Genomic DNA, 25,415 nt, shown 5'->3' with positions numbered 1-25,415 from the left:
AACCTCCGCACTCCCACTTCGATACGTCTGCGCTGCCGCGCGAGCATCAATTTGCGGCGTGGCGGGATGCCATCAACGTGCTGTTCGACACGCGCTCCGCCGCACCGCAGTCGCACGGCTTCCAGGCCAGCGTCGACGCCTATCTGTGCGGCGAGACGGGCGTGGGCATGATCAGCGCCCAGGCTCAGCACTATGACCGGTCCTGCTCCAAGCTCGGGCGCGACGGCATGGACGTCTACGTGCTCCAGTACTACCTGGAGGGCAGTTGCGGACAGCGCGACGGCGCAAGCGACAGTGCCACACGCCCGGGCGATCTTTTCATCGTCGACGCAGCCCAGCCGCTGGCCACCAGCACGAGCGACAGCCGCTTCCTGAGCCTGGCCGTGCCACGGCGCCTGCTGGCACCGCTGCTGCGCGCACCCGACGAACTCAGCATGCGCGTGCTGCGCGGCGACGCCCCGATGCTCGGGCTGCTGCGCGATCACCTGTGTTCGCTCTATCAGTCGGTCGGGAAGTTGAGCGATGCCGAGGCACAGGCCGTCATCCCGGGCACCTTGCAACTGGCTGCGGCCGCCATCAACTGCCAGGTGACCGAAGCCAATGCGCCGTCCGTGAGGGAAAGCCTGTTTGCCTCGATCTGCCGGCATGTGCAGCACAACCTGTCGGACCTGGCGCTTTCGCCCGAAGGCGTGGCCGCGCAGTTCGGCATCCGCGTGCCACGCTGTACCGGCTGTTCGAGCGCGAAGGCGGCTTCTTCAACTACCTGCGCATGCAGCGCCTGCGGCAGTGCCACGCGATCCTGGCCAACCGGTCGCAGACACACCGTTCGGTGGCCGAAATCGCGCAGACCTACGGCTTTTCCGACGCCTCGAACTTTACGCGTGCGTACCGGCGCGACGGGGATGTCGCCCCGCGAGACGCGCATGCTGGCCGTCGAAGGGCGCGCCGCCGCCATGCCGTTCGTGCAGCACAAGGACTGGCGCACCTGGGTCATGCAGATGCGCTGATGCGCGCGGCACCCTCTTCCCGCACCTGGTTTCCCTCCCTCCTCCCTTGCTTGCGGCGCCCAGAGCTGAGACGCGCTGACAGGTTCGCGCGACGGCCGAACCGGTTCGCAGCCGCAGCGGCCATCTCCGTTGAATCCCGGCTGACGTGCGTGCGAGCATCCGGCCCGACCTGACGAGTGCCCATGTGCTCGCGGCGGGCACGCCGGACGTGCCTCTCTTCGTCGAACAGGTCGGAGCGGTGCGGACATTCCGCACCTCGCACAACACACAACGACAAAAAACGGGGGTCTTGTGAAAGACATAACGGGAAAATCGCTTGCCTTGACGCTCTTCGCCACCGTGGCGCTGGCCGCGTGCGGCGGTGGGGACTCGGGAAGCAACACCGCCAGCAACGGCGGCAACACCGGCGGCAACACGCCGCCCGCATCCACGTGCGCGGAAACCGGCGTTGATGCCAAGTACGCCTGCCAGACCGGCAGCACCGAGCCGCTGTACGCCTACCAATGGGCGCTCGCAGGCGACGAGCTTCTTCGCGGCGTTCGGCCTGGTGGCCAACGGCACGACCGACATCGACGTGGAAGACGCACACAAGGCCGGCATCAAGGGCCAGGGCGTGAACGTGCTCGTGCTCGATGACGGCATCGACGTGCACAACGAAGACCTGTTCGCCAATGCCAACTGGACATGACGCACAACTTCGACGATGGTTCGAACGATCCGACACCGGCAGACATTCCCGCGAACATCAAGGACGCGCATGGCACCAACGTGGCCGGCATCATCGCGGCGGCGCAGAACGGCAAGGGTGTGATGGGGATCGCGCCGCGCGCGACGCTGGGCGGGGCGCGCTTTATCGGCGCGGCGAATCCGACACGACCGCAGCCTACGGCGGCGCGGACTGGTCGAAGAACGGCCACATCATCAACGCGTCGTACGGCGCGAACCCGCAGGCGCCGCTGGAGTACGACACGTCCACCTCGACACAGGCAGCGGTGCGCGCCTTCCCGAACCTGCGGGGGCCGCGGGCTCGTCATGCTCAAGGCATCGGGCAACGAATATGAGTCCATCAACGACGGCGTCAATGTTCCGCCGCGCACGTGCCCGACCGTGGGTGCCAGCGCCGGCATGATCGGCTGCGAAACGCCGGCCAATGACCCCGAAGCGCTGAGCCCGGGGTGATCGTGGTCGGCGCGGCAAACGCGCAGGGCATCAAGTCGAGCTACTCCAACGCCGGATCGGTGAACTGGATCACCGGCCTGGGCGGCGAATACGGCGACGGCGGCAAATACGGCGAAACCGGCAGCGGCCCCAAGATTTTCTCCACCGACCTCAGCGGCTGCGCACGCGGCTATAGCCGTGCCAATCCGGACGACACCAACGACTTTGCGATTGCTGGCACGGCCACCAACCTGAAAGACAACGCGAAGTGCGACTACTCGAGCATGAACGGCACGTCGGCGGCTACGCCCACGCTGTCGGGCGTGGTCGCTTGATGCTGGCCGCCAACCCGAACCTGACGTGGCGCGATGTGCGCGAGATCCTGCGTGCGACAGCCCGCAAGATCGACGCCGACTACGGCAGCCGTAACGGTCGCAACGCGCGGATCGACTTGCTCACCGGTGCGGCCACCGGCGATACCAGCGCCGCGCTCACCGACGGCGCGACCACCGCACGCCTGGACTACGGCTGGCAGACCAACGCCGCCGGCTATGCGTATTCAACGTGGTACGGCTTCGGGCTGGTCGACGCATCGGCCGCCGTGAAGATGGCCAAGGCGACCGCCGCCTACAAGCCGGCAGCGCTGTCGGTGCCCGATTTCGCGCCCGCGTTTGCCAACGTCAACCAACTGAATTACGGCGCGGTGCAGAAGCTCGGCCAGTTCAACGTGTCGGGCACCGACAAGGTCGACGCCCTGCAACTGCGCGTATCAGGCTCGGTGTGTGTGGGTAGTGTCGGCTTCTTCGTGAAGTCGCCGTCGGGCACGGTGTCGGCGTTGTCCTGCCGTACAACGGCTATTACAACAACGGCGTCGATACGGTGAACAAGTACGGCCTGGGCAGCTACGCCTCTACGGCGAGAACGCCGCCGGCACGGGAGGTCTATGCCGTAAGCGGCGTGCCGACCAATGCCTGCTCGACGTACCAGCCCCAGGGCGGCACCCACACCGTGACCCTCACCACGCCGCTGGCCGTGGAATATCGCGTGATTGCTGCCAAGTGAGCCCGTTCGGAGACCATTCAACATGATCAATGCAACTCTTATGAAGACCGTGGCGCTGGCGGCGCTGCTCTCGATGGCGTCGGCGTGCCAGGCGGCCGACCTGACGGTGGGCAAACACCTCAGCACGCAAGAGCTGGCCCAGTACGCGAGCGCGCCAACGGTGCAGATCGAATCGCAGTCGTTCAAGGTGCTCTCCAGCGGCACGCGAACCAAGGCGGCGGGTGCGACAGGATCAGCCGTCACGCAGGTCGTCAATGAACGCGGCGTGGTGGGCGAGAGCCGCAACGAGGTGGTCGTCTCGCAGGTGTCAGTCGACAGCGTGCGTCAGGCCGAGCAGCTGCCCGCAACCCCCGTATCGGCGGAGTACTACGGGCACCTGAACATCAGCACCCTGCGCTTTGCTTCGTTTCAGGATGCCGTGAACGCGCGGGCACAGCTCCGGAAGGCGCGCCGCAGGCGCGGTGGATGTTCCGATCCAGTACGCCAAGCCCGTGGCGCGCTGAGCGTCACCGCCCGGCTGCACAAGACGCCCCGCCGCCGCGCGGGGCGTTTTGCATGGAAGGCGTATCATCCCGGCCTTTTCCCAAGCCAGGACAACACCATGACCAAGGCTACCGGCAGCTTCGAAGCGCTGGCCGCACGCGAAGGCGGCCTGCAGCACCGCCTCTCTTCCGCGCAACTCACCATGATCGCCATCGGCAGCGCGATCGGCACAGGCTTGTTCCTGGGCAGCGGCGCGGCCATTCAACTGGCCGGCCCGGGCGTGATTGCCAGCTACGCCATCGGCGCATTCATTGCCCTGCTGCTCATGGGCTGCCTGGCGGAAATGGTGGTCGCGCATCCGACCACCGGGTCTTTCGGCGCCTATGCCGAGCACTACGTAAGCCCGCTTGCCGGCTTCCTCGTGCGCTATGCGTATTGGGCGGCCGTCGTCTTCGTGATCGGCGCCGAAGTGACCGCGGTGGCGGTGTACATGGCGTACTGGTTTCCGGGTGTGCCGGCGTGGGTGTGGATCGTGGGGTTCTCGGCCGTGCTGGTGTGGATCAATGCCAGCAGCGTCGACGTGTTTGGCGTGGCCGAATACTGGTGCTCGATGATCAAGGTGGTGGCCATCGTCGCGTTTCTGGCGGTAGCGAGCTACGCCATCCATCGCGCACCTGACGGCGGCCCGATCGGCTTTCACAACTACGTGAGCGCGGGCGGCTTCCTGCCGCACGGCTGGAATGGCGTGTGGTTCGGTGCGGTGGTCAGCATCTTCAGCTTCTTCGGCATCGAGCTGATTGCCGTGGCCGCCGGCGAGGCTCGCGAACCCGAAGCTGCCGCCACGAGCGCATTCCGCTCGACGCTGTTCCGGCTGGTGTTCTTCTACCTGTGCACGCTCGCGCTGATGCTCGCCGTCGTGCCTTGGCAGCAGGCCGGCACGGGCAAGAGCCCCTTCGTGCGGGTGATGGAAATCCTCGGCATTGCCGGGGGTGCGGGCGTGATGAACTTCGTTGTGCTGACTGCGGCGCTGTCGTCGATGAACGCGCAGCTGTATGTATCGACGCGCATGCTGTTCAGCCTCGCGCGCGGCGGCCAGGCGCCCAGGGCGCTTGGCGCGGTGAGCCAACGCGGCGTGCCGCTGCGCGCGCTGGCGGTGTCCAGCTCCGGTGCGGCATTGGCGGCCGTGCTGAGCGTGGTGCTGCCGGGTCACTCATTCCTGCTGATGATGTCGCTGGCGATGTTCGGTGCGCTGTTCACGTGGCTCGTCATCTTTGTCACACACGCGCGCTTCCGGCGCACGGTGCAGCGCGAAGGCCGCGCACTGCGCTTTCGCATGTGGGGCTTTCCGGTGCTGACTGCGCTTGGCGCGATCGCCATGGCCGTCATCATCGCCAGCACCGCGTGGATGCCCGATTTCCGGATGACGCTGGTGGTGGGTGTGCCGTTTCTGGTTGTGCTGGCGGTGGTGTTCCGGTGGGTGCGCGGCCGGCAGTGAATGCCTGACCGCGCCCCGGCATCAGGCCAGCGCCAGCGCCTGATCCAGATCGGCGAGCAGGTCGTCGATATGCTCGATGCCAATCGATAACCGGATCGTCTCCTGCCGCACGCCAGCCTTGGCAAGTTCGGCTTCCGACAGCTGCCGGTGCGTGGTCGAGGCCGGATGCGTTGCCAGCGATTTGGCGTCGCCAATGTTCACCAGCCGCGTGAACAACTGCAGCGCATCCTGAAAACGCGCGCCGGCGGCAAAGCCGCCCTTCACACCAAACGTAGCAACCCCGGCGCCTTGCCCGAGAGGTATTTGCGCACGAGCGCGTAGTCCGGGTGGTCGTCCAGGCTGGCGTGGTTGACCCACTCCACCTTGGCGTGGCCGCGCAGATGCCGGGCGATGTGCGCCGCGTTCTGCGTGATGCGATCGATGCGCAGGCCCAGCGTTTCGATGCCCTGCAGGATCAGGAACGCGTTGAACGGCGACAGCGCCGCACCGGTGTTGCGCAGCGGCACCACGCGGGCGCGGCCGATATACGCCGCGTCGCCCAGCGCTTCCGTATAGACGACACCGTGGTAGCTGACATCCGGCTCGTTCAGCCGCTTGAAGCGCGCCTTGTGCTTGGCCCACGGAAACTTGCCCGAATCGACGATCGCGCCGCCCAGGCTCGTGCCGTGGCCGCCCAGGTACTTCGTCGGCGAATGCACGACGATGTCGGCGCCATGTTCGAAGGGCCGCGTCAGGTACGGGGTCGGCACCGTGTTGTCGACGATGAGCGGCACGCCGTGGCGGTGCGCGATCTCGGCCAGCGCGGCAATGTCGGTGATGTTGCCCAACGGGTTGCCGACGGTCTCGGCAAAGATCGCCTTGGTACGGTCGTCGATCAGCGCTTCGAACGAAGCGGGGTCGCGCGGATCGGCAAACCGCGTGGTGATGCCCGACAGCGGCAGCGTGTGCGCGAACAGGTTGTAGGTTCCGCCGTACAGCGTGCTGGCCGAGACGATGTTGTCGCCCGCTTCCGCAATGGTCTGGATCGCATACGTGACGGCCGCCTGCCCCGACGCCAGCGCAAGCGCCCCGATGCCGCCCTCAAGCGCGGCGATGCGCTTTTCCAGCACGTCGTTGGTCGGGTTCATGATGCGCGAGTAGATGTTGCCCGGCACCTTCAGGTCGAACAGGTCGGCGCCGTGCTGCGTGTCGTCAAACGCGAACGCAACGGTCTGGTAGATCGGCACGGCCACCGCGCGGGTGGTCGGGTCCGCGCTGTAGCCGCCGTGGACGGCTACGGTGTCGAGTTTCCAGGCAGGGGCAGTGCTCAAGGACGGCTGCGTCATGGTGCGTCTCCGGAAGGTTGGTCCGGCGAGCATATGGGCAGCGCATCGACGGCGGAACGACCGTTTTGTCTTTGGTTATGCGCTCAGCCTTCTTGGACGCTCCCTTCACCGCGCCCCGTCTGCCTACGCGTGATCAGCGCGCGCAGCGCTGTGTCTCGCACCTCCAGGGATGGCAAATACGTCCAGGGCGTCGAGCGCGGGTAGCACCTCGCTGGACTCGCATTGAGTTCTTGATCTCAAAAGCCGTAAAGCTTTACCGGATTGGCCACAAAGATCATCTGCTGCCAATCCGCACGGCTGATCCACGCGGCCATCGTATCGACCAGCGCGGCATCGTCGGGCTTGTGCGTCTTCTCGGTCGGATGCGGCCAGTCGGTGCCCCAGAGCATCCGCTCGGGCGCCATGTTGATGAAGGCCTTGGCCACGGGTTCGACATCCGCATAAGCGGGCGCACCGTCCTGGAATCGACGTAAGGACCAGACAGCGTGACCCACGTGTTGCCCTTGTCGACCAGGCGCTGCGCCGTGCGCATGGCGTCGGATTGCATGCCGCCCGGCTGTGGCACGTGCGCAATGTGATCGATGACAAGCGGACATGGCAGCGCAAGGAGATGCGGCTCCAGCGCGGGCAACTTGGCGCCTTGCACGACCAGTTCGACGTGCCACCCAAGCACGCCGATGCGTGACGCCAACGGTGCGAGCATCTCGACGGTGGTGGCGCCCGGATAGCTGAGGTTGAAGCGGATGGCCCGCACTCCTGCCGCATGCATTTCCGCAAGCTGGGCGTCCGTCACGGACGTATCGACCACCGCAACACCGCGCGCATTTGGCCCGAAACGCTTGAGCGCATCCAGCGTGCAGCGGTTGTCCGTTCCGTACGTCGACGGCGTGACCACCACGTTGCGCTGCACGCCCAGACGCGCCTGCACCTTGCGGTACTGCTCGATGCTCGCGTTGGGCGGCCGCAGCGTGGTGCCTGGGGCGCTCGGGAATCGGTCATCGTAGATGTGCATGTGGCAATCCACGGCGCCGGCCGGCAGCTTGAACGTCGGCGGGGCGCTGCCGGTGGACCACAACTCTTCTGCGTCGGCCAGCCCCGGAACAGCGGCCGCCACGGCACCGGCGCCGGCCATCTGCAGGAACTGCCTTCTGTTGAGGGCGCGCATGGTCAGGCGGTCTCCGTCTTGTTCAGCACCTGTGCTTCGGGCGTGGAACGGCTCAACAGCAGCAGCGTCGTCACGCTCACCAGCGTCAGCACGGCCAACGGCATCAGCGCCAGTGCATAGCTGCCCGTGGCTTGCTGGACCCAGCCGTACACATTCACCATCAGGCCGCCGCCGATGAGGTTGGCAATCGCGTTGATGGTGGCAAGCCCCGCAGCGGCTGCGCTGTTCGAGAGCATGCCGGAGGCCAGCGCCCAGAACGGCCCCTTGAACGAATAGGCCCCGACCAGCACCGCGCACAGCATCACCATGGTCGGCACGAGCGACCCGCTGAGCGACGTGCCGAACAGGCCCAGACCGATCAGCAGCATGGGAATGGCGGTGTGCCAGCGGCGCTCCTTCAGGCGGTCGGAGCGGCGGCCCCACAGCACCATCAGCACCGATGCCACGGCATACGGCACGGAGTTCAGCAGCCCCGTCTGCATGACGGTCAACCCGAACGATTTGAGAAGCTGCGGCTGCCATACCGACAGCGCTGCCGGCGGCCGATGCGCACACGTCCACCAGCGCGAGGCAGAGCACGTAGCGATTGCAGAACAGCTTGGCCAGCGGCATCTGCGCAACCTTCTTCGGCCCACGCGCTTCACCGGCCAACGTATTCGTGAGCCACTGGCGCTCTTCGTTCGACAGCCATTTGGCTTCCTCGGGCCGGTTGGTCAGCACGCGCAAGCAGGCAAAGCCCAGCAGCACCGTGGGGATGCCCTCGAGGATGAACAGCCAATGCCAGCCGCGCAGGCCGGCAAACCCATCCATCTGCAACAGCGCAGCGGAGAGGGGCGAACCGATAAAGCTTGCCGCCGGGATTGCAACCATGAACGTCGCCACAATGCGCGCACGGTGCGTTGCCGGAATCCAGTACGAGAGGTACAGCAGCACGCCGGGGAAGAACCCCGCTTCTGCAGCACCCAGCAGGAAGCGCAAGGCATAGAACGAGGCCGGGCCGCTCACCAGCGCGGTGGCGGCCGAGACCAGCCCCCACGTGATCATGATCCGCGCGATCCAGATGCGTGCGCCGTAGCGTTGCAGCGCCAGGTTGCTCGGCACCTCGAAGAAGAAGTACGACACGAAAAAGAGGCTGCTGCCGAAACCGAACACACGGGCCGTCAGCCCGAGGTCATGGTTCATCTGCAGCGAGGCCATGCCCACGTTGCCGCGGTCGATGAAGGCCAGCAGATAGCAGACCATGAGAAACGGCACGAGCCGCCAGACCACCTTGCGAAGGGTCCGCTGCTCGATCTCGGTGACGCCGGTACCGCCGGTCACTTGCATGTGTGTCTCCTGGCGCCGTCGGGTGCTGTGCGGCGCTGTTTGAATGTCTAGGTAGAAAGGTACTGCGATCGCACGATCAGCGTGTTGCGGCTTCACCGGCATCGGCGCCCGGGTCGCCCAGCCAGGCGATGGCCAGTGCGCCAATGATGAGCACAGCCGACACCGCTAGCAGCGGCGCCGTAAAGCCCTGCGAGTACTGCTTGATGGCACCGACCATTGACGGACCGACAAAGCCGCCGAGGTTGCCGACGGAAACGATCAGCGCCAGGCCGCCCGCGGCCGCACGCCCCGTAAGGAAGGTGGATGGAATCGCCCAGAACGTGGCCTGGAACGCCAGGATGCCGCTCACCGTCACGCACAGCGCCGCGAGCTTGAGCGCCGGTGCATCCAAGGCCGTGCTGGCCGCCAGCGCCACCGCTGCAACCACCAGCGCGGCAGCCATACGGAACGCGGTTCTGCGCGCGGTTCGCCGTGCGGGCCCACCACAGCATGACCACCGCACCCAGCGCATACGGGATGGTCGTCAGCCAGCCGACCACGGTGTGCTCGACGCCAAACTGCTTGATGATCTGCGGCATCCAGAGGCCCACGCCGATGGAGCCGACGATGCCGCAGAAGTTGATGAACGCCAGCACGAAGACGCGCCAGTTGGTCATGGCATCGCGCAGGGTCGCGCCGTGCTTGCTGGCGATGTCGCGTTGCTCCAGCGCCAGCCGGCGTGCGAGTACGGCCTTCTCATCGCCGGTGAGCCATGTCGCCTTTTCCGGCCGATCCGCCAGCACGAACAGGCACGCGATGCCCAGCAGCACGGCCGGCAGCCCTTCGATCAGCAACAGCCATTGCCAGCTGCGCAGCCCATGCAGCCGCCGAGTTCGAGCAGCGCGCCGGAAATGGGTGAGCCGATCATGTTCGCCACCGGAATGCCCACCAGGAAGGCCGCCGTTACCTTGGCGCGCCACTTGCCCGGAAACCAGTGCGTGAAGTAGAGGTAGATGCCCGGCGTGAAGCCTGCTTCGGCAAGACCCAGCAGAAAGCGCGCCGCCGCAAAACTCTTGGGCCCGACCACAAACGCCGTGGCCATCGAGAAGATGCCCCACGTAATCATGATCCGCGCGATCCAGATGCGCGCGCCCACCTTCTGCATGATGAGGTTGCTCGGGATCTCGAACAGGAAATACCCGATGAAGAACAGCCCCGCCCCGAACCCGAACTGTTCGGCCGTCAGGCCAATGTCCTTGTTCATGGTGAGCGCGGCAAACCCCACGTTGGTGCGATCAAGATAGCTGATCACATAGCACGCGAAGATGAACGGCAGGATGCGGCGGAACGCCTTGGCCAGCGTGCGTTCGCTCGCCTGGTAATCCGCATCGGGCAGCGTGGTGGCGGGGCGCACATCCGCGCCATGCGCTGGCGTGGTGGCACTCAAGGTCTGGGACATTTGCATGGTCTCCTCCATCGCGCTTCTGTGAGCGCTCAGGGTCGGGTATCGATGAGCTGGGGCTAGGTCGTGGCTTTTGTCTGCTTTGCCCGATGCGGCAGCGGGCCGGCGATGTCCATCTCGGTCTTGAGCACCGTGCCGGACACCGATTCGGTCATGAAGAGCGTCTTCATTTCCGGGCCACCGAAGCACAGGTTCGTGAGCGATGCACCTTCGGGGCTGGTCAAGACCATGTCCGGCTCCGCACGTGGTTCAGCACCCATGCGCAGCCGAGTCCGGGGTTGGCCACGAACAGCCGCCCCGCCGTGTCGATCGTCAATCCATCCGGGCCGCTCGGGCCGTACGACGTGAAGAACTGGCCGACCTTGCTGACGGAGCCATCGGCCTGTAAGGGCACACGCCACACGCAGTTGCCGCGCGTCATGGCGACGTAGAGCACCTTCTCGTCGGGCGACAGCACAAGCCCGTTGGGGCTGGGGCAGTTGCCGAGCAGCATGTCGAGCCGGCCTTCCGGCGAGAGGCGATAGACGCGCCCCGTCGGGTCTTGCAGCCCCGTCTGCCCCTGGTCGGTGAAGTACAGGTTGCCGCGCGAGTCGAACGTCAGGTCGTTCACGCCCTTGAAGCGCTCGGAGTTGCGGCGTTCAAGATACGGCGTGACTTCGCCACGCTTGATGTCGAGCAGCATCAGCCCGTTGCGGTAGTCGGTGATGAGCAAATGCGCATCGTCGACGAACTTCATGCCGTTGGGCTCGCCGTCGTATTCGGTCACCAGTTCCCAATCGCCCGCCATCGAGATGCGGAAAACGCGGCCATGCGGGATGTCCGTCACATACAGATGACCGTGGCCGCGGCCGTCCGGACACCACACCGGTCCTTCCAGAAACGAGTCGGTGGCTTGCCCGCCGCGATTGGCGCGCGCCCATTCCGTCTGGACATCGGGCTTGCGAAACCTGGCAGGCATGCGCGTGAAGACTTCGGCTTCACGCACCGCCGGTGGCGAGAGCAAAAACATGGACATCACGCCGCCGTGCGGGCACGTTCCTCGATCACTGCGAGCACATTGGCCGCCGCGCCCTTGCCCATGTTCACGTAGGCCGCGTCGCTCACGCCGCCGACGTGCGGCGACAGAATGATGTTCGCAATACCCTGGAACGGATGCGGCACCGTCATCGGCTCCACACCGAAGCTGTCGAGCCCTGCTGCACGGAGTTGGCCAGTGGCCAGCGCTTCCACCAGCGCGGCTTCGTCAATGAGGCCACCGCGCGCCGTGTTGACCAGGATCGCGCCGGGCTTGAAGCAGTTGAACGCGTCGCGGTTCAGCATCTTGCGGTTCTGGGCGGTCAACGGGCAGTGCAGCGACACCACATCGGACTGCGCGTACAACTCGCCAAGGCTCACCAGCTTGACGCCTGCCGGCGTCTCCTTGGCGTACGGGTCGAAGGCGATGACATTCATACCGAACGCCAGCCCGATCGTGGCAGCCCGGCGGCCGATCGCGCCCAGGCCGACCACGCCCAGCGTGCGGCCATCCAGTTCGACCGACTTGTGCGTCGCCTTGTCCCATGCCCTGCACGCATGCGCGCGTCGAGGTGCGGGACAGACTTGGCACACGCCAGAATCAGCGCCCACGCATGTTCGGCCACGGCCGCGGCATTGGCCCCCACTGCAGCGCGCACCGCGATGCCACGCGCCGCGGCAGCATCCTGATCGATGACGTCGATACCGCTGCCGTGCTTTGAGATCACCTGCAGGTTGCCGGCGGCGGCATCCATGATGCGGGCGTTGACCTTGCCGTAGCGCACGATGATCGCCACCGGCTTGTGCCGTGCGCAGAGCGCGACGATGTCGTCTTCGGTGGGCTGCTTGCCGGCAAACACGACTTCGAAATCGCCCAGCATCTCCATTGCTTGCGGCGCCAGGTCAGCTGCCGTGACGAGCAGGACGGGCTTGGTTGCAGTCGTGCTCATTACAGTGCCTCGCCTTCGGCCAGCATGCCCGCCGCGCGCAGTTCTTTCTCGAGCCAGCCGGGGCGCGTATCGCCCTTGCGGATCGCCGCAATGCGGGCCGCTTCGGCGTCCACCTTTTTCTGTGCGAGCACGAGAATGCGCTCGACATCGGCACGCGGGATCACGACCACGCCATCTGCGTCGCCCACCACCAAGTCACCGGGGTGCACCGTTGCGCCGGCGGCGGACACGGGGAGGTTCACGCGGCCGGCCACGCTCTTGGTGGGCCCGCACGGGTTCAAGCCGGCAGAGAAAACCGGGAACGTGCCGTGCGCCAGCTCGTGCGAATCGCGCACCGCGCCATCGATGACAAACCCGGCGATGCCCGTTGTCTGCGCCTGCGTGGCCATGATCTCGCCGATGAGCGCGCAACTCTGGTCGCCCTTGCCGTCCACCACGATCACATCGCCGGGCTTGGCGACTGCCAGGGCGGCATGGATGGCGAGATTGTCACCGGGGCGCACCTCCACCGTAACGGCCGGCCCGGCCACTTTCATGGTCGGCGCGAGCGGTTGACGCGACAGTTCAAGGTGCCGCGGCGGCCGGCAACGTCAGCCAGGATGGCCGCCTGGAAGCGGGCAGCCGCCTCGACCAGCGCGGGCGAAACGCGTTCGATGTCGCGAACGATGGCGGAAGTGTTGTGTGAAAGGGTACTCATGAAAACCTGCCTCAGACTTTGATGTTTTACTGTGTAAAACTGTGGTGTACTCAGTGAAATCACTATAGCGACGGCAAGCGGGGCGATCCACTAGCGTTTACCCTTCCGCTAGATACAACAGCGTTGTACACAGTACAATAGCACCGTTCGAAGTTCGGGGAGTCGGAAAATGGGAAATGACGGCGTTGCCGCAGTAGAAAAGGCGCTGGCCTTGCTGGATTGCTTCAAGCCGGGGGCGGAGGCCCTGTCACTCGCGGCCTTGGCGCAAGCATCGGGCATGCACAAGACCACGGTGTATCGGCTGATGAACTCGCTGGAGCGCATGAGTTATGTCACCCGCTCCGAGTCCGGTGCGTACTCGCTCGGGCCGCGCCTGCTGTATCTCGGCAAGCTCTACGAGCAGTCGTTCCACTTGTCTTCCGTGGTGGAGCCGGTGCTGCATGCGCTGGCGGCGGCCACGCGAGAGAGCGCATCGTACTACGTCGTCGATCACGGCCGGCGGCTGTGCCTGTTCCGCGCCGAGCCGTCCGAAGGCCTGCGCGAGACCCGCCTGCCCGGCACGTCGCTGCCGCTGGACGACACGGCCATCAGCCACGTGCTGCGTTATTGGGGGCTGGGTGAAGCGCTGTATGACGGCACCCCCGAATTACCGCTGTTCACCTCTGGCGCGCGCGACCAGCACACGGCGGCGTTCGCCACGCCCATCTTCGGTTCCGGCGACAAGTTCATGGCCGCGCTGACGCTGTCAGGCGCAGCTTCACGGCTGGAAGCGGCGCGCACCTCTGGGGAGGTCGTCACGAAGCAGTTGCAGGCGGCGTCCGAGCTGTCGCGCAAACTCGGCGCAAGTGCGGCGTTGTGCGAACGCTTCTACGGCGTTCGATGTGAAGGCGCTGCCTGAATGCGAGCGCCCATCTCAGTGCTAACGGCGCTCGGCTGACTCCGCCGGAACCTGCCCTGCCGGCGCAGCTTCGGTAGGGCGCTTCGCATGGCCGATGCGCTGCGCATGATAGATGCCGGTGTGGCCTGAGAAGAGATAGCTGACCACGCAGGCAATGCCGGCAAACGTGCCGACTTCGGGGCCGAAGAGTTCCATCGCCATCAAGGTCGACGCAATGGGCGTATTGGCGGCGCCCGCAAACACGGCAACAAACCCGAGGCCCGCCAGCAGCGGGAACGGCAGCGGCAACACGTAACCCAACGCATTGCCCAATGTGGCGCCGATGTAGAACAGCGGCGTGACCTCGCCGCCCTTGAAACCGGACGCCAGCGTCACGATGGTGAAAGCCGCCTTGCCGGCAAAGTCGTACGCCGGCAGCGGAGTGTGGAACGCATCCACGATGACGGGAATGCCGAGACCGAGGTATTTGTCCGTCCCGAGTGCCATGGCGGCGGCCACGACGACGCTGCCGCCCAACACCGGACGCAGCGGCCCGAAGGCGATGTGATGCTTCAACACGCGGCTGAGCCGGTGCGTGAGCGCCGCGAACGTCATGCCCGCCAAGCCGAAGACAATGCCCGCCACCACGACCAGGCCGATCGCGATGGGCGTGAGATGCGGCACAAACGGAATCGCATATGGCGTGTGGTGCACGCCCAGCAACGGCGGCACGAGGTCGCCCACGATGGCCGCGATGAAGCACGGCAGGATCGCGTCATAGCGCAGACGGCCGATCGCGAGCACCTCCAGCCCGAACACGGCGCCGGCCAGCGGCGTGCCGAACACCGACGCGAAACCCGCACTGATGCCCGCCATCAGCAAGATGCGCCGGTCCGCCGGGACCAGCGAGAACAACCGCGTCAGGTAGTCCGCAAAGCTGCCGCCCATCTGGACGGCCGTGCCCTCACGCCCCGCCGACCCACCAAAAATATGCGTGACAACGGTGCCCAGCAGGATGAGCGGCGCCATGCGCTTGGGCACGACGCGCTTCGGGTCGTGAATCTCGTCGATCAGCAGGTTGTTGCCCCCTTCCACCGAGCGCCCGGTGTAGTGATAGAGCAAGCCGACGGCAAGGCCCGCCACGGGCAGGAACCACAGCAGCCAAGGATGGGCGGTGCGCGTGTCGGTGGCCCAGTCCAGCGCCAGCAGCAATACCGCGGAGCCCAAGCCCGCCAGCATGCCGACAAGCGCGCCCAATGAGAGCCAGCGCAGCAGATACCCGAACATGAGCAGCGGCTCGGAGCGTGTAACCATTTTCTTCATGATGACCAGATTCGAAGAACTCAAACCTGAGCGACAGAACGTCGTTTGGGCGTGTGCCTACAACTTCCTTCGTCCAGGAACTTGTAGGCATCATCAGCCGGACGCGTCATCCGCAGGCCGGCGGTTAAGGGAGGCATGCCATCTCCACAGGGTTGCGCATTGTGCCTGAAGGCCGTCGTGGTCACAACCGGGCACAATCGCGCACCACCCGCAAAAAGCCCGCCCTGCCATCACACCGGACGGTCTTTTCGGCCTCCGGCGTGCCGCAGCATTCCGGTGGCTGGCTCCCCTGCCAAGCGGTGCGTTGTCCAATGACATTCACCAGTGTGCGCAATTCACCGTGGATTGTTCAATACGGCTCGATCCGGCATGCTGCATGGATTCAGCAGCCGCCCACCAGAGACCCCGCGCAGGAGACACGCATGACCGCCCACCTGATCTTCGATGATCGCCCCACCGATGCCGATACGCTGCTCTCCCGCGGCGCCGCCCTTGCCGGCGGTCTGCGCCGCATGGGCGTGCAGGAGGGCGACGTGATCGGCGTGTTGCTGCGCAATGCACCGGCCTACATCGACGTGATGCACGCCTGCCGCATCGCGGGGTGCTACTTCTGCCCGATCAACTGGCACTTCACGCCGGCCGAGGTGGAGTTTCTCGTGCGCGATTCTGGCGCCAAGGTATTGATCGGCCATCGCGACCTCGTCGACGCGGTGGAACCGCTGCTGCCGGCCCACGTGCAGCTGCTGCGCGTGGACGCCGAAGGCACCGACCGTGCCGACGGCTATGCCAACTGGCTGGCGCTGCAGACGCCATACGACGGGCCGCTGGTATCGCCGCGCGGGCACATGGCCTATACCTCAGGCACCACGGGCCGGCCCAAGGGCGTGGTGCGCCAGGCCGTGCCGCTCGACCAGCTCGACGCGCATCTGCAGAAGGCACGTGCCGTGGTGGCGGCCACGTTCGGTATCGTGCCGGGCTGCCGCGCGCTGGTGCCGGCGCCGCTCTATCACAGCGCGCCGAGTCTCTTCGCACAGCAGGCCGCGCAGATGGCGGAGCTGCTGGTGGTGAACGCGCGCTTTGATGCGCTCCGCGTGCTCGAGCAGATCGAGCGCTACCGCATCGACACCGTCTACCTCGTGCCGATCATGTATGTGCGCCTGCTCAAGTTGACAGACGAAGAACGCAGCCGCTACGACCTGTCCTCGCTGCGCTTTGTGGCGTCCACCGGCGCACCGTGCGCGCCCGAGATCAAGCGCAGGATGATCGACTGGCTCGGCCCCGTCATCTATGAAACCTATGCGTCGAGCGAGACCGGCATGATCACGGTGATGGACCCGCGCGACGCAGCCGCCCGCCCAGGGAGCGCCGGCCGCCCGGTGTGCGACGCGCGCGTGCGCATCCTGCGTGAAGACGGCACGCCGTGCGACACGGGCGAGATCGGTCTGATCTACAGCCACCAGCCCGCCTACCCCGATTTCACCTATCGCGGCAATGACGAGGCACGCCGCAAGGCCGAGCGCGATGGCCTCGTCACGCTCGGCGACATGGGCTACCTCGATGCGGACGGCTACTTGTACGTATGCGACCGCGCATCAGACATGGTCATCTCGGGCGGCGTGAACATCTACCCGGCCGAGATCGAACACGCGCTGCTGCGCCACCCCGATGTGGTCGACTGCGCCGTCTTTGGCGTACCCGACGACGAATACGGCGAGCGCCTCGTCGCGGTGGTGCAGACCGAGCGCGAAGACCTGCAGGCAGAGGCCGTGATCGAATGGCTGCGCGGTCAGATTGCCGGCTTCAAGATCCCGCGCCAGATTGAATTCACCACAGCACTGCCGCGCGACGACAACGGAAAGATCGCCAAGCGCCGGCTGCGCGATGCGTGGTGGGGCGACCGGCAGCGACGCGTTTAAGGCTGCACGCACCGCCGCCGGCATCGGTCACGCGACCACCGCCTCCTGCGCTGTGCCCGACTTGGCGAACAGCGTGCGCTCCGTGAACTTGATGTTTTGCGGATCGTAGTACGGGTCGGCCCACGCGCCGGTCGGCTTCAACACCAGCGGCTTGTCGGCCGTGGCCTTCGACTCCCCCGCGCGGAAGCGGTAGTGGTCGAACAGCCGGATGGCCTCGATCGCATAGGCCGTGACGATGGCCGGGTCGTAGATGGCGATCAGGCTGTCGCCGTTCTGCTCTTCGCCGCCCTTTGACAGGTTGGACGAGCCGCAGAACACCACCGGCTCATCGCCATTGAAATCGCATACGACAAACTTGTGGTGGATGTGCTGGCCGGCGCCGGCATCCACTTCCTGCTTGAACGGCGCAGGCGCGTCGTCCTTCAAATACGCGAACGACACGGTTTGCGACGGTACATCGCGGCCCGGCGCAAAGGCGTCGACACCACCCTGCTTGTCGATCACGCCCAGCGAGAGCAGCCCAGCCTTGTGCGGCACCACCTGTTCGAGCGTGGTCAGCATCTCGCCGCCGCCATCGGTGGCCATCACCGCAAACAGCACGGACGACAGCGCGCCCTTCACGCGGTCAGCCGCCTCCGTCAGCAACGCATCGGTCTGATGCGGCGAGAAGCCGAAGCGCGCACGCGGCGTGCTGCCTTGCGGCACCGCCTGCCAGCTGGCCGCCAGCGCATCGGCGCGGAAGGCTGCGGCCACCTTGCGGCTGCCGGCAGCGTCTTCGCCGTATTGGCCGATCCATCCCCACAGACGCTCGAATACCTGCGCATACAGCTGCGCGGCGTCTTGCTCGAACACGAGCACGCTGTTGGCCTGCACATACAAGCCGCGCAGCGAGAAGTTGGCAGAACCGGCCAGCACGCGCACCGGCTTGCCGGCCGCATCACGCAGCAAGATGGCCTTGTGGTGCTGGAACCGCGCCAAGTGCGTGCGGCGGACATCCGCGCCGGCTTGCCTGAAGTAGTCAGTCGCTTGCGTCTCAAACGCGTTGTCGGTGCCGTGGCCCGTCGGGCTGGCGCCGTTGCCGACGTAGTTGTCCTGAATCACGCGGACCTTGCGACCGTTCTGCGCAAGCCACGCAATCGCACGGATGATGTCAGGCTCATCCAGGTCATAGGCCAGCACGTCGATGCCGTAACCCTCGGACGCGTGGCAGTGGTTCAGCAGATCGATGATGAGACGGCGGCCCGTGGCGCCCAGGTAGGCGTACTTGTTCTGATACGGCTGCGTGTCATACAGCAGCGGCGATTTTGTCTGCGCGCGCTTGTCCGGCGCCAGCGCCGTGTTGCCGCCGTAGTGATCGATGAACGCCTGCGACGACACATACCCGCGCACCATGCCCACGGTGGCCCAATCGCTCATCGGCTGCTGCAGCGTGACGGTGGCGGTGCGCTTGGCGCGCGTCTCCAGTTGCACAGGGTGCGTCGACACAAAGTAGCGCGCGTGCACCGTGTAAGTCAGGTGCGCGGCGGCATGCGGCGGAAAGTGGACCCAGTGGAACGACTGAAACGGCGCGTCGACGGAATCGGCATAGTTGCCAGCCTTCAACGGCGCATCTGCGTGGATGGGCGTGTCGAAGGTGAGCCGGTTGGGCACCCAGTAAGGCGCCCCGCCCTGCGGCGTGCACTGGATGGCAAAACCGGCCAGATCGGCGCGATCGGCATCGGCCACATCAAAGGCGAACAGCACGGCGCTGTCACCCTGATACACCTTCACCTGGAATGAATCGACGGATGTCGCCATGGGAGCCTCCTGGGGTGGCAAAACATCCGTCCAGTTAGCACCGCGATTGTGACAACCATCTGACGCCGGGCACCGAAGCCGAGCTGCCATGCGGGTTGGCAGGCGGAGAATTCAACCAGGCTTCAATCCCATCTGCGTACGCGCCTGCAACTGAATGCGCCGCCTCCAGCGCAGCGCGTGCCGCCCATGCGCCACTCCCCTCGACTCAACCAAGCCCCGCCAACGGATGCACCTCCGCCCGCCAGGGCGACGCCAGAAAATGCCTCACCCGCTCAGGTCGCACCTGCGGCAGCGTAGCGGGCGCCCAGCCAGGACGGTGATCCTTGTCCACCAGATGCGCGCGCACGCCTTCGCAGAAATCGCCTTCCTGGATCCCGCGCGCGACGATGCCCAGTTCCATTTGGAAGCATTCCGCCAGCGACAACTGCCGGCCACGCAGCAACGCTTCGCGCGTGACATGCAACATCGTCGGCGAATGCGTGGTCATGGCGTCAAGCGTCGCTTGCAGCCACTGGCGCGGCTCGCGTGCCGATTCGCGCTCCAGGCTCTCTCGCAACGTGGCCACAATGCGATCGACCGAAGAACGCCGATCGAAATAGCGCAGCACCCATGGCATCGCCTGCGCCAGCGGCGCGTGCGGAACGACGTTGCACGGCGGCTCGAACACGCGGCGCAGCGCTTGCATGAGGTCGCCATCGTGCGGCATGCGCTGCAGCCGGTCTTCGAACGAGGCAAGCCATTCGGCAGGCACGCACACATCGGCCAAGTGGCAATGCAGCGCGTCGGCACCGGTCAGCGTCACGCCCGTCAGACCGACATACAACTCAAGCTCCGGCGACATCACGCTCAGAAAGCGCGTGGCGCCCACGTCGGGCAGAAAACCGATGCGCGTTTCGGGCATCGCCATCTTCGTCCGCTCGGTCACGACACGCAGCCTTGCGGCTTGCCCAAGGCCCATGCCGCCGCCCATGGTGATGCCGTCCATCAGCGCAACAATGGGCTTCGGGAACTGGTGCAGCGCGTAGTCGAGCCGGTATTCGTCGACGAAGAATTGCAGCCAGCCGTCGTCGCCGTCCATGCGGCCCTGTTGCGCAAGCTGATAGAGCGCGCGGACATCGCCGCCGGCGCAGAAACCTTTCTGGCCCGCGCCGCGCAGTACCAGCGCGGCGATGCCGTCGTCATGTCGGCATTGCTCCAGCAGCGTCGCCAGTTGGCGCACCATGCCGTGCGACAGCGCATTCAGCGCAGACGGCCGGTTCAAGGTGATGACGGCCACGCGGTTCACCACGCGCATCAACACCTCGGGCTCGGCAGCGGCGGCCTCGGGCGGCGCCGCCTGCAGTTGGACGGCACTCATTGCAGCGTCTCCGATTCGTGTGTGGAATGCCAGCGCGGCGCGCGCTTCTCAAGGAAGGCGTTCACGCCTTCGCGCTGGTCCGGGTGGTCGAACAGATCGACAAAGCGCTCGCGCTCCACGGCCAGCGCCGCGCTGCGCGGCACGCCATTGCGCGCCTGATGGATGAGCTGCTTGCTGAAGGTGACGGCCTGCGGGCTCAACGTCGTTACACGCAGCGCCATGGCGATGGCGGCTTCGCGTGCAGCGCCCGTTTCCACCACCTCTTCCACCAGGCCGATGCGCAGGGCGGTCTGCGCATCGACGCGCTCGCCGGTCAGGATCATGCGCTTGGCCCAGCCTTCACCCACGAGCCAGGGCAGCGTCTGCGTGCCGCAACCGCAGCACAGCAGGCCGACGGCCGTCTCCGGCACGGCCAGCTTGGCATGGGCCTCGGCGATGCGGATGTCGCATGCCAGCGCGCACTCCAGGCCACCGCCCATCGCAAAGCCGTTGATGGCCGCGATCACCACCGGGCGCGCATTCTGCAGCGCCTCGAACGCGGCACCGAAACGTGCAGCGGCCTCGCGCGCGACATCGCGATCGCCATCGGCAAAGGTGTTGAGGTCGGCGCCCGCGCTGAAGAACTTCGGCCCGTCGCCGGTGACGACGATGGCGCGCACGCGTGCATCGGCGTTCAATCGCTCGACGGTGCCTTGCAGCTGCAGCAGACCTTCCGGGGTGAACGCGTTGGCCGGCGGACGCTTGAGCGTCAGCACCGCAACGGTGCCCTCATGCAGCGTTTCCAGTTCGATCATCACGCCGCTCCGTCTTTCCGATACAGCTTGATGACGGCGGAGAAATCCAGCTTGCCATCGCCCTTGCTGCTCACCGTTTGATAGAGCTGCTGCGCCAACGCGCCCAGGTAGACCGGCTGACGGACGGACTTTGCTGCGTCACCGGCCAGGCCCAGATCCTTGAGCATCAGGTCGGTGCCAAAGCCGCCCGTGTAGCCGCGCGACGACGGCGCGGTCTCTATCACGCCCGGGAACGGGTTGTAGGTGTCTGAACTCCAGCACCGGCCCGTCGACGTGTTGATGATGCCGCCCAGCACCTTCGGGTCGATGCCCAGCGCCTCGCCCAGCGACATGGCTTCGGCCACGCCGGCCATGGTGATGCCGAGCACGAGGTTGTTGCAGATCTTCGCGCCCTGGCCCGCGCCGGTGTCGCCGCAATGCACGAGGTTCTTGCCCATGGCGGACAGCACCGGACGCACCTGCTCGAACGCCTGTGCGGTGCCGCCCACCATGAACGTCAGCGTGCCGGCCGCCGCGCCGCCCGTGCCGCCCGAGACCGGCGCATCGACAAAGGTGTTGCCGTGCTCGGCCGCCAGCGCGGCAAACGCCTTCACGCTGGCCGGGTCGATGGTGCTCGAATCGATGATGGGCACGCCCTTGGCAATGCCCGCCAGCACGCCGTCTTCCGCCGTCAGCACGTGGCGTACATGCGCGGCGGCGGGCAGCATGGTGATCACGGTTTCCGCGCCTGTCGCAGCGTCTTTGGGAGACGCGGCGGCCATGGCACCGGCTTCCACCAGCGCGCCCACGGCCTGCGTATTCAGATCAAAGACGGTCAGCGCGTGGCCCGCCTTGAGCAGGTTGCGCGCCATCGGGGCGCCCATGTTGCCCAGGCCGATGAATGCGATTTTCATGACAACGCTCCCGGTGCGATCAGCGCAGGCTGATGGTGGTATTCACGCCGCCGGCATCGACCGCGTCGTCAAACCAGCGCGCCGTGACCGTCTTCGTTTGCGTATAGAACTGCACGACCTGCTTGCCGTACGGGCCCAGATCACCCAGCTTGGAGCCGCGCGAGCCGGTAAAGCTGAAGTACGGCACGGGCACCGGAATGGGAATGTTGATACCGACCTGCCCAACGTCGATCTCGCTTTGGAACTTGCGCGCCGCCGCACCGCTCTGCGTGAACAGGCCCACGCCGTTGCCGAACGGGTTGGCATTGACCAGCGCAATCGCATCGTCCAGCGTGGGCGCCGTCAGCACCAGCAGCACGGGCCCGAAGATTTCGTTGGTGTAGATGTCCATGTCGGTCTTCACGTCGGTAAAGACCGTGGGGCCGATGAAGTTGCCGTCTTCGTAACCGGCGACGCGCACATTGCGGCCGTCGAGTGCGAGCGTCGCGCCCTGCTGCACGCCCGATTCGATCAGGCCGAGAATGCGTTGCTTGGCGGCACGCGAGACAACGGGGCCGACATCGGTACCCGTCTCCACACCGGCATTCACCTTGAGCGTTTTTGCCTTGGCGATCAGGTCCGGCACCCACTGCTGCGCGGCGCCCACCAGCACGACGACTGAGGTCGCCATGCAGCGTTGCCCCGCCGCGCCGAAGGCCGCACCCACCAGCGCATTGATGGCCTGCTCGCGATTCGCATCGGGCAGCACCACGGCGTGGTTCTTCGCGCCCATCATCGATTGCACGCGCTTGCCGTGCTCGCTGCCGAGGCGATAGACATGCGTGCCGACCGCGGTGGACCCGACAAACGAAATCGCCTTCACATGTTCGTGCGTGCACAGCGCATCCACCACGTCCTTGCCGCCGTGCACGACGTTCAGCACGCCCGGCGGCACGCCGGCCTCGAGCGCCAGTTCAACCAGCTGCATGGTCGACAGCGGATCCTGCTCCGACGGCTTGAGCACGAACGTGTTGCCGCACACGATCGCCATCGGAAACATCCACAGCGGAATCATGGCCGGGAAGTTGAACGGCGTGATGCCAGCGCACACGCCAATCGGCTGGCGCAGCGTGTAGGTGTCGACCGCGCCGGCCACGTTCTCCAGAAATTCGCCCTGCTGCAACGAGCCCACCGAGCACGCGTGCTCCACCACCTCCAGCCCGCGGAAGATGTCGCCTTCTGCATCGGGCAGCGTCTTGCCCTGCTCGGCCGTCAGCGTGCGGGCGATGCGCGGCGAGTGCTCGCGAATCAGCGCCTGGAACTTCAGCATGATGCGCACGCGCGCGCCGACCGGCGTGTTCTTCCACGTGGCAAACGCGGCATGTGCGGAGCGGATGGCTGCATCCACTTCGCCGGCCGTGGCAAACGGCACGCGCGCCAGCACTTCCTGCGTGGCGGGGTTGACGATATCGCGCCATTCCTTCGACTGCGATTCGACAAACTCGCCGCCAATTAGCAGCTTGACGGTGGGCGGGGTGTCCTGCTGTGCAGCAGGCTTGGCGGAAGCAAGGGAAGCAACGGCGCTCATGAGTGTCTCCTGGCGAATCGGTGTCGGTTGCGGTAGCGGGGTCAATGCGGGATGTGCAAATCAGGCGAAGTCTTCTTCCCAGTACTCGCCGGGCAGGCGGGCGGGTTGGGGGTGCGTTCAAGTTCGATGCGGCGCAGTTCAACGCGGCGGATCTTTCCGGAGATGGTCTTAGGCAGCTCGCTGAACTGCAGGCGACGGATGCGCTTGTAGGGGGCGAGCTTTTCGCGCGAGAAGAGGAACACGGCGCGCGCGAGTTCGGGGCCGGCTTCGTAGCCCTGGCGCACCGTCACGAACGCCTTGGGCACGGACAGCCGCAGCGGATCGGAACTGGGCACCACGGCGGCCTCGGCAATGGCCTCGTGCTCGATCAGCACGCTTTCCAGCTCGAAGGGGCTCAGTCGATAGTCGGACGATTTGAATACGTCGTCGGTGCGGCCCACGTAGACGAAGTAGCCGTCGTCGCGGCGCATCGCCACATCAGACGTGTGGTAGTAGCCGTTGCGCATCGCCTCGCCCGTGGCTTTGGCGTTGTTGGCGTAGCCCTGCATCAGGCCGAGCGGACGGTGCGACAGCGGCAGCACGATCTCGCCTTCACTGGCGGGCTGATCGTCGTGGTCGACCAGCTCCACGCGGTAGCCGGGCAGCGGGCGCCCGACGGAGCCCGGCACGACCGGCTGGCCCGGCGTGTTGCCGATCTGGCAGGTGGTCTCGGTCTGGCCGAAGCCGTCGCGAATGGTCACGCCCCAGGCGCTGCGCACGCGCTCGATGATCTCGGGGTTCAGCGGCTCGCCCGCACCGACGATCTCGCGCAGTTTGACGGCGTATGAGGCCAGCGGCTCCTGCACCAGCATGCGCCACACGGTGGGCGGCGCGCACAGCGTGGTCACGTTGAAGCGCACCAGCACGTCCAGCGTGTCCTTCGGCACGAAGCGGGCGTAGTTGTAGACAAACACGCAGGCCTGCGCATTCCATGGAGCAAAGAAACAGCTCCACGCATGTTTCGCCCAGCCGGGTGAGCTGATGTTCCAGTGGATGTCGCCGGGTTGCAGGCCGATCCAGTACATGGTCGACAGGTGGCCGACCGGATAGCTCTGGTGCGTGTGTTCGACCAGCTTCGGCTTGGACGTGGTGCCCGAGGTGAAGTACAGCAGCAATGGGTCGGTCGCCTTGGTCGGCCCGTCGGCCACGAACTGCGCGGGCGCATCGTAGGCTGCTGCCAGGTCGATCCAGCCATCGCGCTGCGCGCCCACGGCGATGCGCTTGACGCTTGCATCCACACTGTCGAACTTGTGCAACTCCGCCGCGTCGACAACCACGCAGTTCGCGCCGCCCAGTTCAACGCGGTCGCGCACGTCATCCGGCGAAAGCTGCGTCGTGGCCGGCAGCACCACCGCACCGAGCTTCATTGCCGCGAGCATCACGTCCCACAGTTCGACGCGGTTCGGCAGCATCAGCAGCAGACGGTCACCCCGCACGATGCCAAGCCCGCGCAGGAAGTTCGCCATGCGCGACGAGCGCTCCGACATCTGCGCAAACGAGAGCTTCAACCCGCCGCTTTGCGGGTCATCGACGATCCACAGCGCCGGGTTGTCGTTGCCGCGCGCCATCACGTCGAAGTAGTCGAGCGCCCAGTTGAACGTGTCCAGCTTTGGCCACGCAAACTCGCGATACGCGCGGTCGTAGTCGGTGCGATGGCGCAGCAGAAAATCGCGCGCTTCCACAAAACCCTGTGCTGCAGATACCGCTTCGTTCATCGTCGTCTCCTGGT

At 65.9% G+C, this 25,415-nt stretch carries 15 protein-coding genes, 9 pseudogenes and 1 riboswitch; of the genes and pseudogenes, 10 read left to right on the top strand and 14 right to left on the bottom strand.

Going from position 1 to position 25,415, the window contains the following annotated elements:
* Window positions 1-77 precede the first annotated feature (77 nt).
* The 8 genes and pseudogenes from OWR21_RS11855 to OWR21_RS11820 form a co-directional block, all read left to right on the top strand.
* Window positions 78-515, top strand: a pseudogene (locus tag OWR21_RS11855) (helix-turn-helix domain-containing protein); the annotation flags it as partial.
* A 254-nt stretch (window positions 516-769) separates the two neighbouring features.
* The gene (locus tag OWR21_RS11850; protein ID WP_332395348.1) at window positions 770-1,180 is read left to right on the top strand and encodes a hypothetical protein; all 411 of its coding nucleotides are present in this window, start codon (window positions 770-772) and stop codon (window positions 1,178-1,180) included.
* 278 nt (window positions 1,181-1,458) lie between these two features.
* Entirely contained in the window at window positions 1,459-1,695 is a 237-nt protein-coding gene (locus OWR21_RS11845; protein ID WP_332395347.1) for a hypothetical protein, read from the top strand.
* Window positions 1,692-2,186, top strand: coding sequence for a S8 family serine peptidase (locus OWR21_RS11840; RefSeq protein WP_332395346.1), 495 nt, complete (start codon window positions 1,692-1,694; stop codon window positions 2,184-2,186). Before OWR21_RS11845 ends, OWR21_RS11840 begins: the two co-directional genes overlap by 4 nt.
* Window positions 2,183-2,500 carry a hypothetical protein gene (locus tag OWR21_RS11835; protein WP_332395345.1) on the top strand — a complete coding sequence of 106 codons (318 nt, stop codon included), beginning with the start codon at window positions 2,183-2,185 and terminating at the stop codon, window positions 2,498-2,500. The genes OWR21_RS11840 and OWR21_RS11835 overlap by 4 nt, the downstream gene beginning before the upstream one ends.
* Window positions 2,500-3,048: a hypothetical protein gene (locus OWR21_RS11830; RefSeq protein ID WP_332395344.1), complete on the top strand. Its 549-nt coding sequence runs from the start codon at window positions 2,500-2,502 to the stop codon at window positions 3,046-3,048. The genes OWR21_RS11835 and OWR21_RS11830 overlap by 1 nt, the downstream gene beginning before the upstream one ends.
* Entirely contained in the window at window positions 3,045-3,227 is a 183-nt protein-coding gene (locus OWR21_RS11825; RefSeq protein ID WP_332395343.1) for a hypothetical protein, read from the top strand. The genes OWR21_RS11830 and OWR21_RS11825 overlap by 4 nt, the downstream gene beginning before the upstream one ends.
* Window positions 3,228-3,828: 601 nt before the next feature.
* Window positions 3,829-5,205 (top strand): amino acid permease, encoded by a 1,377-nt coding sequence (locus OWR21_RS11820; protein ID WP_332395349.1) that lies wholly within the window; start codon window positions 3,829-3,831, stop codon window positions 5,203-5,205.
* A 21-nt stretch (window positions 5,206-5,226) separates the two neighbouring features.
* On the opposite strand, the pseudogene OWR21_RS11815 reads toward OWR21_RS11820, so the two are convergent.
* From OWR21_RS11815 to OWR21_RS11785, 7 pseudogenes are all read right to left on the bottom strand, one after another.
* Window positions 5,227-6,530: pseudogene (locus tag OWR21_RS11815) on the bottom strand (O-acetylhomoserine aminocarboxypropyltransferase/cysteine synthase family protein).
* A gap of 236 nt (window positions 6,531-6,766) precedes the next feature.
* Window positions 6,767-7,695, bottom strand: a pseudogene (locus OWR21_RS11810) (amidohydrolase family protein).
* A 2-nt stretch (window positions 7,696-7,697) separates the two neighbouring features.
* Window positions 7,698-9,021, bottom strand: a pseudogene (locus OWR21_RS11805) (MFS transporter).
* A 76-nt stretch (window positions 9,022-9,097) separates the two neighbouring features.
* Window positions 9,098-10,465 (bottom strand): annotated as a pseudogene (locus tag OWR21_RS11800) (MFS transporter).
* Window positions 10,466-10,521: 56 nt separating this feature from the next.
* Window positions 10,522-11,471 (bottom strand): annotated as a pseudogene (locus tag OWR21_RS11795) (SMP-30/gluconolactonase/LRE family protein).
* A gap of 5 nt (window positions 11,472-11,476) precedes the next feature.
* A pseudogene (locus OWR21_RS11790) lies at window positions 11,477-12,426 on the bottom strand (NAD(P)-dependent oxidoreductase).
* Window positions 12,426-13,123: pseudogene (locus OWR21_RS11785) on the bottom strand (RraA family protein). The pseudogenes OWR21_RS11790 and OWR21_RS11785 overlap by 1 nt, the downstream one beginning before the upstream one ends.
* A gap of 169 nt (window positions 13,124-13,292) precedes the next feature.
* Between OWR21_RS11785 and OWR21_RS11780 the strand changes: the two are divergent.
* Window positions 13,293-14,021 (top strand): IclR family transcriptional regulator, encoded by a 729-nt coding sequence (locus OWR21_RS11780; RefSeq protein WP_332395342.1) that lies wholly within the window; start codon window positions 13,293-13,295, stop codon window positions 14,019-14,021.
* A 21-nt stretch (window positions 14,022-14,042) separates the two neighbouring features.
* Here OWR21_RS11780 and OWR21_RS11775 read toward each other — a convergent pair whose 3' ends face one another.
* Window positions 14,043-15,323, bottom strand: a complete 1,281-nt coding sequence (locus OWR21_RS11775) for a voltage-gated chloride channel family protein (protein WP_332395341.1) — start codon at window positions 15,321-15,323, stop codon at window positions 14,043-14,045.
* Window positions 15,324-15,400: 77 nt separating this feature from the next.
* Window positions 15,401-15,478, bottom strand: a riboswitch (Fluoride riboswitch).
* A 267-nt stretch (window positions 15,479-15,745) separates the two neighbouring features.
* Here OWR21_RS11775 and OWR21_RS11770 point away from each other — a divergent pair.
* A complete protein-coding gene (locus OWR21_RS11770) occupies window positions 15,746-17,239 on the top strand; it encodes an acyl-CoA synthetase (protein ID WP_316898560.1) in 1,494 nt (497 codons plus the stop codon).
* A 27-nt stretch (window positions 17,240-17,266) separates the two neighbouring features.
* Here the strand turns inward: OWR21_RS11770 and OWR21_RS11765 are convergent, their stop codons facing one another.
* The 6 genes and pseudogenes from OWR21_RS11765 to OWR21_RS11740 form a co-directional block, all read right to left on the bottom strand.
* Window positions 17,267-19,036 carry a phospholipase D-like domain-containing protein gene (locus tag OWR21_RS11765; protein ID WP_332395340.1) on the bottom strand — a complete coding sequence of 590 codons (1,770 nt, stop codon included), beginning with the start codon at window positions 19,034-19,036 and terminating at the stop codon, window positions 17,267-17,269.
* A gap of 205 nt (window positions 19,037-19,241) precedes the next feature.
* Entirely contained in the window at window positions 19,242-20,393 is a 1,152-nt protein-coding gene (locus OWR21_RS11760; RefSeq protein ID WP_332395339.1) for an enoyl-CoA hydratase/isomerase family protein, read from the bottom strand.
* A complete protein-coding gene (locus tag OWR21_RS11755) occupies window positions 20,390-21,187 on the bottom strand; it encodes an enoyl-CoA hydratase (RefSeq protein ID WP_206273064.1) in 798 nt (265 codons plus the stop codon). The genes OWR21_RS11760 and OWR21_RS11755 overlap by 4 nt, the downstream gene beginning before the upstream one ends.
* Window positions 21,187-22,080, bottom strand: coding sequence for a 3-hydroxyisobutyrate dehydrogenase (gene mmsB / locus OWR21_RS11750; protein WP_062738782.1), 894 nt, complete (start codon window positions 22,078-22,080; stop codon window positions 21,187-21,189). Before mmsB ends, OWR21_RS11755 begins: the two co-directional genes overlap by 1 nt.
* Window positions 22,081-22,099: 19 nt before the next feature.
* On the bottom strand, window positions 22,100-23,647 hold the full coding sequence (locus OWR21_RS11745) for a CoA-acylating methylmalonate-semialdehyde dehydrogenase (protein WP_332395338.1): 1,548 nt from the start codon (window positions 23,645-23,647) through the stop codon (window positions 22,100-22,102).
* A gap of 60 nt (window positions 23,648-23,707) precedes the next feature.
* Window positions 23,708-25,401: pseudogene (locus OWR21_RS11740) on the bottom strand (AMP-binding protein).
* Window positions 25,402-25,415: the final 14 nt, after the last annotated feature.

Source organism: Ralstonia sp. 1B3 (genome assembly GCF_036631435.1).
This window is presented reverse-complemented; position numbering and strand designations above follow the sequence as displayed.